12 protein-coding genes and 2 tRNA genes are annotated in these 14,076 nt (G+C 54.2%); 13 read left to right on the top strand and 1 reads right to left on the bottom strand.

The genetic code is table 11. The features are described from left to right. Nucleotides 1-3: 3 nt before the first annotated feature. The 5 genes from CJ260_RS11000 (at nucleotide 4) to CJ260_RS10980 (ending at nucleotide 5,739) form a co-directional block, all read left to right on the top strand. Nucleotides 4-1,251 carry an AMP-binding protein gene (locus CJ260_RS11000; protein ID WP_095630216.1) on the top strand — a complete coding sequence of 416 codons (1,248 nt, stop codon included), beginning with the start codon at nucleotides 4-6 and terminating at the stop codon, nucleotides 1,249-1,251. A 71-nt stretch (nucleotides 1,252-1,322) separates the two neighbouring features. Further along, nucleotides 1,323-2,030, top strand: coding sequence for a purine-nucleoside phosphorylase (gene deoD, locus CJ260_RS10995; protein WP_095630215.1), 708 nt, complete (start codon nucleotides 1,323-1,325; stop codon nucleotides 2,028-2,030). An 11-nt stretch (nucleotides 2,031-2,041) separates the two neighbouring features. Then, nucleotides 2,042-2,872, top strand: a complete 831-nt coding sequence (locus tag CJ260_RS10990; protein WP_095630214.1) for an amidohydrolase family protein — start codon at nucleotides 2,042-2,044, stop codon at nucleotides 2,870-2,872. Between the two features lie 148 nt (nucleotides 2,873-3,020). Further along, nucleotides 3,021-4,337 carry an MATE family efflux transporter gene (locus CJ260_RS10985; protein ID WP_233127980.1) on the top strand — a complete coding sequence of 439 codons (1,317 nt, stop codon included), beginning with the start codon at nucleotides 3,021-3,023 and terminating at the stop codon, nucleotides 4,335-4,337. Nucleotides 4,338-4,389: 52 nt separating this feature from the next. Further along, on the top strand, nucleotides 4,390-5,739 hold the full coding sequence (locus CJ260_RS10980; RefSeq protein ID WP_095630212.1) for an MATE family efflux transporter: 1,350 nt from the start codon (nucleotides 4,390-4,392) through the stop codon (nucleotides 5,737-5,739). 83 nt (nucleotides 5,740-5,822) lie between these two features. Here CJ260_RS10980 and CJ260_RS10975 read toward each other — a convergent pair whose 3' ends face one another. Next, nucleotides 5,823-7,004, bottom strand: a complete 1,182-nt coding sequence (locus CJ260_RS10975; protein WP_095630211.1) for an MFS transporter — start codon at nucleotides 7,002-7,004, stop codon at nucleotides 5,823-5,825. A gap of 210 nt (nucleotides 7,005-7,214) precedes the next feature. On the opposite strand from CJ260_RS10975, the gene CJ260_RS10970 reads away from it, so the two are divergent. From CJ260_RS10970 to guaA, 8 genes are all read left to right on the top strand, one after another. Beyond that, nucleotides 7,215-8,402, top strand: coding sequence for a pyridoxal phosphate-dependent aminotransferase (locus CJ260_RS10970; RefSeq protein ID WP_095630229.1), 1,188 nt, complete (start codon nucleotides 7,215-7,217; stop codon nucleotides 8,400-8,402). Between the two features lie 147 nt (nucleotides 8,403-8,549). Next, nucleotides 8,550-8,626: transfer RNA gene (locus CJ260_RS10965), tRNA-Ile, on the top strand. A gap of 44 nt (nucleotides 8,627-8,670) precedes the next feature. Next, nucleotides 8,671-8,747: transfer RNA gene (locus CJ260_RS10960), tRNA-Ile, on the top strand. Nucleotides 8,748-8,846: 99 nt separating this feature from the next. Then, nucleotides 8,847-9,776, top strand: a complete 930-nt coding sequence (locus CJ260_RS10955) for an MBL fold metallo-hydrolase (RefSeq protein ID WP_095630210.1) — start codon at nucleotides 8,847-8,849, stop codon at nucleotides 9,774-9,776. After that, entirely contained in the window at nucleotides 9,773-10,885 is a 1,113-nt protein-coding gene (locus tag CJ260_RS10950) for a S1C family serine protease (RefSeq protein WP_095630209.1), read from the top strand. Before CJ260_RS10955 ends, CJ260_RS10950 begins: the two co-directional genes overlap by 4 nt. Further along, nucleotides 10,885-11,364: a 23S rRNA (pseudouridine(1915)-N(3))-methyltransferase RlmH gene (gene rlmH / locus CJ260_RS10945; protein ID WP_095630208.1), complete on the top strand. Its 480-nt coding sequence runs from the start codon at nucleotides 10,885-10,887 to the stop codon at nucleotides 11,362-11,364. Before CJ260_RS10950 ends, rlmH begins: the two co-directional genes overlap by 1 nt. Nucleotides 11,365-11,513: 149 nt before the next feature. Next, a complete protein-coding gene (locus CJ260_RS10940; RefSeq protein WP_095630207.1) occupies nucleotides 11,514-11,996 on the top strand; it encodes a CBS domain-containing protein in 483 nt (160 codons plus the stop codon). 179 nt (nucleotides 11,997-12,175) lie between these two features. Then, nucleotides 12,176-13,711, top strand: a complete 1,536-nt coding sequence (guaA, locus tag CJ260_RS10935) for a glutamine-hydrolyzing GMP synthase (RefSeq protein WP_095630206.1) — start codon at nucleotides 12,176-12,178, stop codon at nucleotides 13,709-13,711. The last annotated feature ends 365 nt before the right edge of the window (nucleotides 13,712-14,076 follow it).

Below are 14,076 nucleotides of genomic sequence, written 5' to 3'. Positions count from 1 at the left end.
ACTATGGATTACTTATCGCTTATTAAAGAACAGGACGCTGAAAAAACGGCCCTCGTTACGGAAACCTGCCAGTATACCTACGGCCAGCTGGCGCGCCGGGCTCAGGCGCTGCGGGATGCCGTCGGCGGAGAACGTGCCTGCCGGTGGATTTATGCCGATACGATTGCCGAACAACTGATTCAGTTTTTGGCTTACGCCGGCACGAACTGGGTACCGGTCATCGCTCCGCAGACAAGATATGGCCGGCATGATTGTTCGCAAGTCCCGCCGGAAGCGGCCTGTATGGGCGTGATGACATCCGGTTCGTCAGGCCGGCCGAAGCTGTGGTGGCGGACCTATGACAGCTGGGCATCCTTTTTTCCCGCGCAGAACGGCGTATTCGGCGTCGATGAAACTACGGTCATGCTTTGCCAGGGGAGCCTGGCCTTTACGGGAAACTTAAACATGTATCTCGGCGTATTTTCCGCCGGAGGCACTGTCATAGGAGCCGACGGCTTCCATCCTAAGCAGTGGCTGACGATGATAGAAACGTACCGGGTCAACGCGCTGTATATGATTCCGGCGAAGCTGTTTCTCTTGATGAAGCGGATGAAAGCCTCCGGCTGTGCTGCCGATACGGTGACGCATATGATCAGCGGTTCCCAGGCCTTGGGAAAACGGCAGGCCGGGCAGCTGAAGCAGGTCTTTCCGATGGCAGAGATTGTCTTGTACTACGGTTCCAGCGAATTGAACTATATCACTTACATCAGGGATGAGGACATGACCGATGACGACACCCTCGTAGGCCGGCCCTTCGCAGGGGTGTATGTCGCCGTGCAGGAGGACACTCAGGAAATTACCGTCTCCACGGCAGGCCATGTGCTGGGCTTATCCATGCCCTACGCGACCCATGACCGGGGATATATAGACGACGGCGGCCTGCTCCATTACCTTGGCCGCAGCGATGATATCTGCCGGGTTAACGGCGTCAGCATATCGGCCTATAAAGTGGAAAGGGCGCTGCGGGAATGTATTCCCGACGCAGAGGGGGCCGTCGTCGTCCTGCGCCGGCCTCACAGAGACGAGCTCATCGTTTATATTTCTTCGTCCGATATATGGAAACAGGATAAAACGCGCTGCATAGCGGCGCTGCGGCGACGGCTGCTGCCTCAGGAGGTTCCGGACCGTTTTATTGAAACAGCGAATTTGCCTAAAAATGAAAGCGGAAAAATTGATAAAGGACGTCTATTATCTATGACGAGCTCTTTGTAATTGTGATATAATAAAGGCGATATTCGATTATAGACTAACAGCGATAGGGCTGTACAAAGGAGGTCCTTGTTATGAGTTTGCACATTGAAGCCAAGGCCGGCGATATTGCCGATAAGATACTGCTTCCCGGCGACCCGCTGCGGGCTCAGTATATAGCGGAGCATTTTTTGGACGGCGCCGTTTGCTACAACCGCGTCCGCAATATGCTTGGATATACGGGAACCTATAAGGGGCACGCCGTTTCCGTCCAGGGCACGGGGATGGGGATTCCATCTATTTCTATATATTCGACGGAGCTCATGCGCGATTATGGCGTCAAAAAGCTGATCCGCGTCGGCACCTGCGGCGCTATGCGCCAGGATATCCGTCTGCGCGACGTCGTCATCGCCCAGGGAGCTACGACGGACTCGTCCATTATACGCAACATCTTCGGCCCGTCCATCAATTACGCGCCTCTGGCAGATTTTGAGTTGCTGCGGAAGGCCTACGACGCGTCGGCGCGGCAGAGCATTCCCGTCCGCGTCGGCAACATCGTCTCGGTAGACCGGTTTTATGACGATGAAATCGATAACGACAAACTGACGGCGTATGGCATCATGGCTGTGGAAATGGAAACGGCGGGGCTGTACGTGCTGGCGGCGAAATACGGCGTTCAGGCCTTAGGCTTGTTTACCGTAAGCGATCACTTGCTGACCAAGGAAGCCTGCACGGCGGAAGAACGGCAGACGTCCTTCGACGATATGATCCGCATTGCCTTAGAAACGATTACAGCTGAGTAGGAGCGCAGGCGATGAAGGGCAATACATTGAAAATTATCGACAGCCATTTCCATTTCCGCGATTTCAAGGGCTTTAACGAGCTGGCACTGGCAGCGGGCCACGTCAACTCGGCCGAGCACCTGCGGCAGGCCTATGCCCAATACCATTACGTTCACGGCGTCGTCATGGGCAACGGGACGCTGGACCCGGAGGGGCACGTTTATCCCGAATTCATGAGCTACTGCATCGGCCTTGACAGCAGCGGCTGCAACGACCATATCGAGGAATCCCTCCCGTTGATTGAAGAAAACCTGAAGCGGAAGCAGTGCTGCGGCATCAAGCTCTACCCGGGGTATAATCACGTCTATATTTACGATCCCGTATACGACCCCGTATATGAGCTGGCGAAGAGATACGACAAGCCCGTAGCCGTTCACACGGGCCTTACGGCGACGGCCAACGCCCTGCTCAAATACAGTCATCCTCTCACGCTCGACGAGGCGGCCGTCAGGCATCCGGACGTGCAGTTCGTCATGTGCCATATCGGCAATCCGTTCCTGCAGGACGCCATCGCCGTGCTGGAAAAGAACCGCAACGTCGCCGTCGACTTGTCGGGGCTGCTTGAGGGAAAGATTCACGACATGAACGGCTTTTTGAAGGCCAAGGAAGGTTATATTTCGATGCTGCGCGACTGGCTGTGCTATTTGAACCGCTACGACAGCGTCCTGTTCGGCACGGACTGGCCGTTGGCCAATTTAGGCGATTACGTGGCCTTTGTCAAAGCCTTTATTCCCGAGCAGTATTGGCAGGCCGTCTTTTTCGACAACGCCAACCGCTTGTACCGCTTGGGGCTGGAAGCGTAAATCATTTATTAACCGCATAAGAACGACCGGCAGACAGAAAATGCAACGTCTGCCGGTCATTTTTGTATTGACGAGAGTATACTTTAATGTGCATAATTAAGTTGATATGGAACAAATCAAACAAGAAAAACGAACAAGAAAAGTGAATATGCTGGAAGGCTCGCTGTGGGATAAAATCCTCATCGTAGCCTTGCCCTTCGCCTTTACAGGCATTATGCAGCAGCTGTTTAACGCCGCCGACATCGCCATGCTCGGCCAGTTTGTCGGAAAGGAGGCTATGGCGGCCGTCGGCAGCAACAGCCCGATTATCGCCATGGTGCTGAGCTTGTTTATCGGCGTGTCCCTGGGGGCAAACGTCGTCATCGCCCGGTTTATCGGCAAGAAAAATATCCACGGCGTCCATGCTGCTGTCCACACGGCCATACTCGTGGCCCTGGGAAGCGGCGTAGTCATGACGATTCTGGGGGAAATCGCGGCGGCTCCCCTGCTGCGGGCCTTGTCGGTGCCCGATGAAATTTTCGATATGTCCGTGCTGTACCTGCGGATTTTTCTCTTAGGCATGCCGGTCATCCTGCTGTATAACTTCGAATCGTCGATTTTCCGCAGCCAGGGAGATACGCGGACGCCCTTGTACTGCCTGATCGTTTCCGGCGTAGTCAAATTCTTTTTGAATCTCTTTTTTATCCTCATCCTCGACATGTCTGTCGAAGGCGTGGCCATCGGTACGGTCGTTGCCAGCACGATCAGCTCGGGACTGCTCTTTTATTTCCTGTGCCGCAGCACGACGGATATCCGCGTCCATCTGCAGGATTTCCACGTAGACAAGCGGATACTCATGCCCATGCTGCGCATCGGCCTGCCGGCAGGCGTGCAGGGCATGGTCTTCGCCTTGTCGAATCTGTGCATCCAGTCGGCGATCAACGGCCTGGGTCCCGACGTCATGGCCGCCTCGGCAGCGGCGTTCAACGTAGAAATTTTCATCTTTTTCATCGTCAACGCCTTCGGACAGGTTTGCACGACCTTTGTCAGCCAGAATTACGGCGCCCGCAAGCTGGACCGGTGCAAGCAGGTGCTGAAATGGTGCCTTGTACAGGATATTATCATCGGTGTAGCCTGCGGGGCTTTCGTGTACGCCTTCGGCATACCGATTTTAAGTATTTTCAACAGCGACGCCGCCGTCATTGCCTACGGCATGATACGGGTGACCTACGTCGGCTGCCTGGAGGTCATCGAGTCGCTTATCGACGTATTTTCCGGGGCCATGCGCGGCTACGGCAGCTCGCTCATACCGGCTCTCATCACGCTGTTCGGCATCTGCGGCACCCGCATTGCCTGGGTATACACGGTCTTTTCCTGGGAGCCTGATTTTGAAACGCTGATGATGGTCTTTCCTATCAGTTGGGGCGTCTCGGCAGTCATTCTCATCGCAGCGTATCAATGGTTTGTCAAGCATCTGCGGGCATAGCGGTGTGCTGCGGAGGGCTCTGTTTCATCCGTAAGGTCAGGTGTGCGGCAATATGAATAGAAAGAACAATACGAGAAGCGTCAACATGCTCGAAGGCTCGCTGTGGGATAAGATCCTCGTCGTGGCCTTGCCCTTCGCCTTTACAGGCATCATGCAGCAGCTGTTCAACGCCGCCGACATCGCCATGCTCGGCCAGTTTGTCGGCAAGGAAGCCATGGCGGCCGTCGGCAGCAACAGCCCGATCATCGGCATGGTGCTGAGCCTGTTTATCGGCATATCGCTGGGAGCGAACGTCATCATCGCCCGTTTTATCGGCAAGAAGAATATCCAGGGCGTCCACGCCGCCGTCCACACGGCTATCCTCGTCGCCCTGGGATGTGGCGTCGCCATGGCCGTCGCAGGCGAGCTCCTGGTCGAGCCGCTGCTGCGCCTCTTATCGGTGCCGGAAGAAATTTTCGATCTGGCCGTCTTGTATCTGCGCGTTTTTTGGCTGGCCATGCCGTTTATCCTGCTGTATAATTTCGAATCGTCGATTTTCCGCAGCCAGGGCGATACGCGCACGCCCCTGTATTGCCTGATTGCGTCGGGCATTACTAAATTTTGCCTGAATTTATTTTTCATCCTCGTCCTGGATATGTCCGTTGAAGGCGTGGCAATCGGCACGATCGTCGCGACGGCCCTGAGTTCGGCCATGCTGTTTTATTTCCTGTGCCGCAGCCAGACGGAAATCCGCGTCCGCCTGACGGAGTTTCATGTGGATAAACGGATTCTCCTGCCTATGCTACGCATCGGCCTGCCTGCAGGGATGCAGGGCATGGTCTTCGCTTTGTCCAACCTGTGCATCCAGTCGGCTATCAATGAATTGGGGCCCGACGTCATGGCGGCGTCGGCGGCGGCCTTCAACCTGGAAATCTTTACCTTCTTCCTGATCAACGCCTTCGGACAGGTCTGCACGACCTTCGTCAGCCAGAATTACGGGGCCCGGAACATAAGACGGTGCAAACAGGCGATGAAGTGGTGCCTGTTTCAGGACCTGCTGCTGACGGCCTGTATTTGCGCCCTGCTGATCCTGTTCGGCGTGCCCTTGCTGCATATTTTCAGCGACGACAGTACGGTCGTCGCCTTGGGCTTTATCCGCCTGAAATACGTGGCCGGCCTGGAATTTATCAACGCCGTCATCGAAGTGTTGTCCGGAGCGATGCGCGGCTACGGCAGCTCGCTCATACCGGCGCTGATTACCCTCTTCGGCATCTGCGGCACCCGCGTGACCTGGGTGTATACCGTCTTTGCCTGGGAACCTGATTTTGCGACGCTCATGATGGTATTTCCCGTCAGCTGGGCCGTCACGGCGGCGATTCTCTGCGTAGCCTACGCATGGTTCATTAAGCAGCTGAAAGCCTGACAGCTTGTCGTCTGCGTATTCAAAAAGCCCCTCAGCGCGTGGATAGCGTCGAGGGGCTTTGCTGTATCTGGCATCGGTTTTCCTTACTTCATGCCGTTTTGCTTCCATTGCTCCGGCGTGGGAACGAGGAAAGTGAAGATCGCGCCGATGAGTGCGCAGACCCATAATACCTGCAGGGCCGAGGTCAGGCCCCACGTGTCGGCTCCCCAGCCGACGAGGGGAGAGAAGAGGCCGCCCATTGTCGTGCTCAGGCCCAGGGTGACGCCGGAGGCGAAGCCGACGTTTTTGCCCAAAAAGGTTTGCCCCAAAATGACGATAGGGCTGTACGGGGCGAAGAGGGAGAAGGCCACGGGGATGAGGAGCAGCGTCGACAGCCATAAATCGGTGCTGTTGACGAAGAAGAACATGGCCGGCACCATGATGAGGAAGGAGCCCCGCATGATGCGGATAAAGCCGAAGCGGTCGGCCAGAATGCCGCCGATAAAGGTGATGACTACGCCCATGAAAAATAGTATGGACAAGGCGAAGCTGCCTTGGGACGGCGAAGCCTGCAGGACGTGAATCCAATAGATAGGGATAAAGGTATTGCAGAGGGTAAAGCCGATGGAACGGACGAAGATGACGACGGTAAGCTTGCTGAACGAGCGCCAGTCGTTGTGCTTTTCTTCGTTCGGATGGGCCTTTGTTTCGGCGATGTCGGCGTCGCTTACCTGAAGGAGCACCTTCGGCATGAAATGATAAATCAGCGCGGCGATGATGAAATTGATAAGGCCGAATATGACCAATCCGTAAATGTGGAAGGTATAAGCGCAGAAGCCGGCGACGATAGGCCCGACGGCAAAGCCGGCGTTGCCGCCGACGGAAAAGCTTCCCATAGCCTGGCCTTTTAAGGGGCCGGAAATCTTATTGACCATGCGCGCCGCTTCGGGATGATAAATAGAGGAGCCGAAGCCGCAGAACATGGAGCAGAGGAAGATGAGCCAGTAATTGTCCGTAATTCCCAGCAGAGTGATGCAGATGCCGCAGAGGACCGGCCCGAGAGGGACGAACCAGGGCTTGGATATCTTGTCGGAATAATAGCCGAAAATGGGCTGGGAAATAGAGGATAACAGCATGTTGGCGAAGATGAGCGTCGCCGCGTCCTGATAGCTGAGATTATACGTTGCGATAAAATACGGCAGCAGGGCGGGGATAGCGCCTTGTGACCAGTCTACGGAAAAATGACCCATCGTAAATAAATACACGTAAGGGTTCAATTTCTTCATATAGAGACCTCCTGATGATAATATATGTTGGAACATCTTATTATGCCACAAGACGCAGGCCTTTTCAAATCGCAGAGAAGAAAATTTTTGCGTTTCTTTGAAATAGTTTACGGACTCTCGCCTCGTACGCCTAATTTTTTACGATACGTTGCCGTATACACTCACGAGTTGTGGTATAATAAAACCATTACGAAAAAGGGGTTGATGATTATGCCATCAAAAGAAATGTACGCCTTGGGCTCGCAGGCTTCGGTCATCCGCGATTTGTTTGCCTACGGGCAGGAACAGGCGGCCGTCGTCGGCAGGGAAAACGTCTTTGACTTCAGCATTGGAAATCCGACGGTTCCGGCTCCGGCGTGCGTCAAGGAAGCGATTGAAGAAATCGTCGCGACCCGCCAGTCCGTCGACGTGCACGGCTATACGGCTGCTGCCGGCGATTTGGCGGTACGCCGCGGCCTGGCCGACTACATGAATCAAACCTACGACGCCGGCGTTTCGGCCGATAATTTTTATATGACCTGCGGCGCGGCGGCGTCCCTGACGGTCACGCTGAAAGCCCTCGTCGAAAGTCCGGAAGACGAGGTAATCGTCGTGGCTCCGTTTTTTCCGGAATATACTGTCTTCATTCATAACGCCGGAGCGAAAGAGGTCGTGCTGCCTCCTGATACGGAGCATTTCCAGATTTCATTGGAAGCGATGGAACAGGCCATTACGCCTCATACGCGGGCGATTATTGTCAACTCGCCGAACAATCCGGCCGGCACGGTGTATTCGGCCGACACGTATGCGAAGCTGGCAGCCTTGCTGACGAAAAAATCGGCTGATATAGGCCATCCTATTTATTTGATTTCCGACGAACCGTACCGCGAAATCATTTACGACGGCCTGCCGATTTTGTACGTGCCGAAATTCTACGCCAATACGATTATCTGCTATTCCTACAGCAAGTCCTTGTCGCTGCCGGGCGAACGCATCGGCTACATCCTCGTGCCGGACTGCGCTGCCGATGCCAAGGCCGTGTATACGGCGGTGTGCGGCGCCGGCCGGGCGATGGGCTTCGTCTGCGCGCCTCATCTGTTTCAGGACGTCGTGCTGAAATGCATGGGCAAGCTGTCGGATATGAATATATACGACGAAAACCGCAAGCTGCTGTACAACGGGCTAAAGGAGATGGGCTACGAATGCGTCTATCCCAGCGGCGCCTTCTACTTGTTTGTCAAATCGCCGGAACCCGACGCCAACGCCTTTTCCGAAAAGGCCAAGAAGCTCAACCTGCTCATCGTACCGGCCGACAGCTTCGGCTGCCCCGGTTACGTCCGCATTTCCTACTGCGTAGACCCCGATATGATCAGGCGCTCCTTCGCGGCCTTCAAGACCTTGATAGAAAGCTATGCCTAAGACGAGACGTTAATTTGTTTTCCCCCTTGCCAGCAAAACGTGCCGGCAAGGGGGAAATCCATAAGGAAACAGAAATTTTAAAAGAATTTGCGGAAAAATCTTGACACTTCGGTGAAATGTGGTATACTAAGCAAGTCACAAAGATATGGGCCTATAGCTCAGCTGGTTAGAGCGCACGCCTGATAAGCGTGAGGTCGGTGGTTCAAGTCCACCTAGGCCCACCATTATCTTGACATTTGACAACTGTATGGTATACTAAATACGTCATGGGCCTATAGCTCAGCTGGTTAGAGCGCACGCCTGATAAGCGTGAGGTCGGTGGTTCAAGTCCACCTAGGCCCACCAAATACGCCATCGTTAAGGAGAAATTCCGATACGATGGTTTTTTTTTGCCAAACCTATGCTATAATAGCACGAAGAGAAGGACTACAAGGGGGGAAATCTATGACGGAAAGCGAGCTTCGCTTGGAACAGCTGGCCGCGTCAATCGGGCGGGCCAGGCAGCGGGCCGGATGCGCCGTCCTGCCGGCGGAAGGGCAGCGGGAGGATATTCCGGTCATGGGCGGTGAAGCGCGCCACAGAGACTGCTTAGTCAGCATGCTGGCCAGCGGGAGCAAGGGAAACGCCGCGTTTATCCGCTGCGGCCATACGAAAATACTTATCGACGCAGGCATCAGCTGCCGCCGCATCGAAAAGGGATTAAAAGCGTATGGATGCTCCCTGTCCGAGCTGGACGCCGTCTTTATTACCCACGAGCATGCCGACCACGTAAACGGCCTGGCGACGCTGCTGAAAAAGACGGATATTCCCGTGTATACGACGCGGGAGACGTGGAGCTGCCTGGGCAGAAAAGCCGGCGAATATGCCGGCCGGTTTGTCCGCCTGCCTCGCCGCGTGGGCTTGAAAGAAATACAAATCGTGCCGTTTTTGATTTCCCACGACGCAGCCCGCCCCGTAGGCTATACGATTTATCACGGCGACAGCAAGATTACCCTGGCTACGGACTTGGGATATATCAGCCATGACGTGGAGCTGGCAGCGGCCTATTCGGATATCTTAATTTTAGAAGCCAATCACGATGAGGAAATGCTGAAAAACGGGCCTTATCCCTACGCCTTGCAGAACCGCATCTTGAGCCGGTGGGGCCATCTGTCCAACCGCGATGCGGCGGAATTTCTGGCCCGTATCCCCTCGAAAGGGCTGATGAAGGTACTGCTGGCGCATCGCAGTGAAAAAAATAATACGCCCGCCCTGTCCCTGCACACGGTACGGACCGTGCTCAGCCGGGGCGGCCGCGTCGTCGGACAGGATATATTGCTGCGCCTGGCCTGTCAAAACGGCCATGTCCGCTTTCAAGAAGGAGGTAATGCCTGATGCAGCGCAAACACATGCTAACCGCCGCCGTAGGGATCATACTGATTGCCGTCGGTGTCGCCGGCGGATTTAAAATTCACGACGTTTTCTTCGCCCCCAACCGCACGTACCAGGGAACGATAGAGCAGCTGGCCGAGCCGGCCCCGTCCGGCGATATTTCCGATGCCCGCAATACGGCCGTCGTACGGGCAGCGAAAAAGGTGTCGCCCGCTGTCGTCGGCATTACGACGAAGGTCTATGACCGCGATATTTTCAACCGCCGCGTCCTGGTCGGCGAAGGCGTCGGCTCCGGCATTATTTTTGATAAAGCCGGCTATATCGCTACGAATCAGCACGTCGTAGGCAACAGCAAGACCGTCATCGTATCGCTGGCCGACGGGCAGAGCACGGAGGGCACGGTCGTCGGCCGCGATGAAAAGACCGATTTGGCCGTCGTCAAGATCAATGTGGATAACCTGCCCGTCGCAGAATTCGGCGACAGCGATGCCCTGCAGGTCGGCGAGCCGGCCATCGCCATCGGCAATCCCTTGGGACTGGAATTTCAGGGCACCGTTACGGCCGGCGTCATCAGCTCGATGAATCGGACCCTGGGCGCTGAAGGGCAAAGCATGAAGCTGATTCAGACCGACGCGGCCATTAACCCGGGCAATTCCGGCGGCGCGCTGGTCGACGCCGACGGCAAGGTCATCGGCATCAACAGCGCGAAGATTTCCAAAGAAGGCGTAGAAGGCCTGGGCTTTGCCATTCCCATCAATGCGGCCCGGCCGATCCTCGACGCGCTGATTAAAAACGGCAAGGTCGTCCGGCCCTATCTCGGCTTGTACGGGCTGGATCAGCAGATGGCAGCCCGCTTCGGCATGAAAATTGACGTAGAAGGGATTTTCGTCTATAAAGTAGTGCCCGGTGGCCCGCTGGATCAGGCCGACATCAGCCGCGGCGATATCATCCTGTCGATTAATGCCACAAGAGTCAAAGATTTTACAGTGCTGCAGAATGTGCTGGACAGCTGCCAGGTCGGCGAGTCTGTTTCCATTACCTACATGCGCGGCCAATCGGAACAGACGGCGACGGTCGTCTTGCAGGCAAGTCCGGGGAATGAAGAAGGCTAATGAAATATCACATTATTACTATTGGAAAAATAAAAGAGAAGTACCTGACGGCGGGCATCGATGAATTTCTCAAGCGGCTGCGGCCGTACGGACAGGTAGAAATCACGGCGCTTCCGGAAGAAAAGATGCCTGATAATCCCTCGGATGCCCAAAAGCGGCAGGTATTGGAGAAGGAAGGAGAAAAAATGCTGCGCCACGTCCGCCAGGGATCGTACGTATTCGTGCTGGACGTGCAGGGGACGCTGATTTCGTCGGAAGACATGGCGGCGAAATTCTCCGAAATAGCCTTGCATGGATGCAGCGAGCTGACCTTCATCATCGGCGGTCCCTTCGGGTTGTCCGACGGCGTGCGCCGCCGCGCCGACAGCCGCATATCCTTTGGGCGCATTACGCTGACGCACCAGATGATCCGTATGATTTTGCTGGAGCAAATTTATCGGGCTGTCAAAATTCAGCGCCATGAGCCCTATCATTGGTAAAGGCGAGTAAAAAATTTCCTTGTCAAGCAGGAATTTCCCTTGCGTATGTGTAATACTTATTATATACGATATATCATATAGCATTTATACATACTCGATTTGTAAGCTAGGATATGGTTGGCATTACATCGGAAAAAGGGGTTGAGCTTATGGAAGAACGTACTGCGTCTGATATCATGGAAAAGAATTTTGTGACGGCAAGTCCGTCTACGTCCGTCTTCAGTTTGGTCCACATGTTTGTAAAAAATAAGGTGGCGGCGATTCCTATCGTAGACGAAGAAGAGCAGCTTATCGGCATCATTACCGACGCAGATTTGCTGTACAAAAAAATCAAGCCTCACGTTCCTCACTACGTCAACTTACTGGGAGCCAGCATTTATTACAACGGCATCAGCGAGTACGACAAGGGCTTTAAAAAGCTGATGGCCTGCACGGCAAAGGAAATGATGACCAAGAACGTCATCATCGCGGCTCCCGACGCCGATGTAGAACAGCTGGCCGGCGTCATGGTAGCGGAACATTTGAAGGTCATTCCCATCGTAGACGGCCGCCGCGTCGTGGGAATTGTCACGCGGTATAATATTTTGGATGAATTGTACAAGGAATACGGCGCTTCGGAAGAAAATAAGTAATATCGGAGATACGCAAAAAGCAGTCCGGCAGACAGGAGATGCTCTGCCGGACTGCTTTTTTGACGTATCTTCTCTGGTTGCCTCTTTTTCTGCGCGTCCATTCATGATATAATAACAGAATCATAAAACCATGACTGCACTGCAGCTTGGGAGATTTTATCGTAAATGAGGAGGAAGAAATGGATAACAAAGAACTCGTTATTGTTGTCGATTTTGGCGGTCAGTATAATCAGCTTATTGCGCGCCGCGTCCGTGAAAACCACGTGTACTGCGAAGTATACCCGTATCAGAAGGCTCTGGCAAAAATAAAGGAAATGCAGCCTCAGGGCATTATCTTTACAGGCGGCCCGGCCAGCGTGTATGAGGACAATGCGCCGAAGATTGAAGAAGAAGTATTTCACTTAGGAATCCCTGTCCTCGGCCTGTGCTACGGCATGCAGTTTATGGCTCAGACCCTGGGCGGCAAGGTGCAGTCTGCGGAAATGCGCGAATTCGGCAAGACGCCGGTTACCGTCAACACGTCTTCCCCGTTGTTTAAAGGCCTGCAGGAAAAAGAAATCGTATGGATGAGCCATACGGACTATGTATCGGACATTCCCGAAGGCTTTGAAATCGTCGCCCATACGGATAACTGCCCCGTAGCGGCTATGCAGAACCCGGCGAAAAAGCTCTACGCCATGCAGTACCATCCGGAAGTGCTCCATTCGGAACACGGCAAGGAAATGCTTCACAATTTCCTCTTTGAAGTCTGCGGCTGCACCGGTACCTGGACGATGGCCAACTATGCCAAGACGGCTATCGAAACGATCAAGCAGACCGTCGGTGACGGCAAGGTCGTACTGGCCCTGTCGGGCGGCGTAGACAGCTCCGTTGCGGCGGCCCTTATTTCTAAAGCCGTAGGCAGCCAGCTGACCTGCATCTTTGTGGACCACGGCCTCATGCGTAAAAACGAAGGCGACGAAGTCGAAGCGGCTTTCCAAGGCTCGGGCATGAATTTTATCCGCGTTGACGCGTCGGAACGCTTCCTGTCGAAGCTGGCCGGCGTCAGCGAACCGGAACGGAAGCGCAAGATTATCGGCGAAGAATTTATCCGCGTATTTGAAGACGAAGGCCGTAAAATCGGCGCTGTCGACTTCCTGGCGCAGGGTACGATTTACCCTGATGTCATCGAATCGGGCGCCGGTGACGCCGCTGTCATCAAGAGCCACCACAACGTAGGCGGCCTGCCGGCAGTCGTCGATTTCAAAGGCCTTATTGAACCGCTGCGCAACCTCTTTAAGGACGAAGTCCGCGAACTGGGCGAAGAACTGGGACTTCCTGATTACCTCGTATGGCGTCAGCCCTTCCCGGGACCGGGCCTGGCTATCCGCGTCATGGGCGAAATCACGAAGGAAAAACTCGCCATCCTCCGCGACGCCGATGCTATCTTCCGCGAAGAAATTGCTAACGCCGGACTGCAGCGTTCCATTAACCAGTACTTTGCCGTCCTCACGAGCAACCGCACCGTCGGCGTTATGGGCGACTTCCGCACCTACGACTATACCTTAGCCCTCCGCGGCGTCACGACGACGGATTTCATGACCGCCGACTGGGCCAGAATCCCCTACGACGTATTGGATAAAATCTCCAGCCGCATCGTAAATGAAGTAGACCACATCAACCGTATCGTGTACGATATTACGAGTAAACCGCCCGCGACGATTGAGTGGGAATAATAATTTAATGTTGGGTTTATTAAATCTCAGAAGTCTTAGTATATTAAGATTTCTGAGATTTTTTTGCGTCTAATAGACACGATAATAGGAGATATATGATTTGCAGGCTTCTATTTATGAGGTATTAGACCAATATATTTTTATGGTAAATTGCAAGTTGAATTTGAACAACCATAATCAGGAAATACACTCACTAGCATAAACTTCATCGAGGAATGCATCAAATAGCTCTGACGGCGTATGGTAGCCCAAAACACGCCGTGGGCGTTGGTTCAGCGTATCTGCCATGTTCAGGATATCCTCATCAGAGAACCGCTCCATGGACATGCCCTTTGGGATGAAATCCCTCAGCAGGCCATTGTGGC

Origin of the sequence: Megasphaera sp. ASD88 (assembly GCF_002287425.1) — a bacterium.
GTDB classification, from domain to species: Bacteria; Bacillota; Negativicutes; order Veillonellales; family Megasphaeraceae; genus Megasphaera; species Megasphaera stantonii.
Note: the sequence above shows the minus strand (reverse complement) of the source record. Positions and strands in the feature narration are given on the sequence as shown.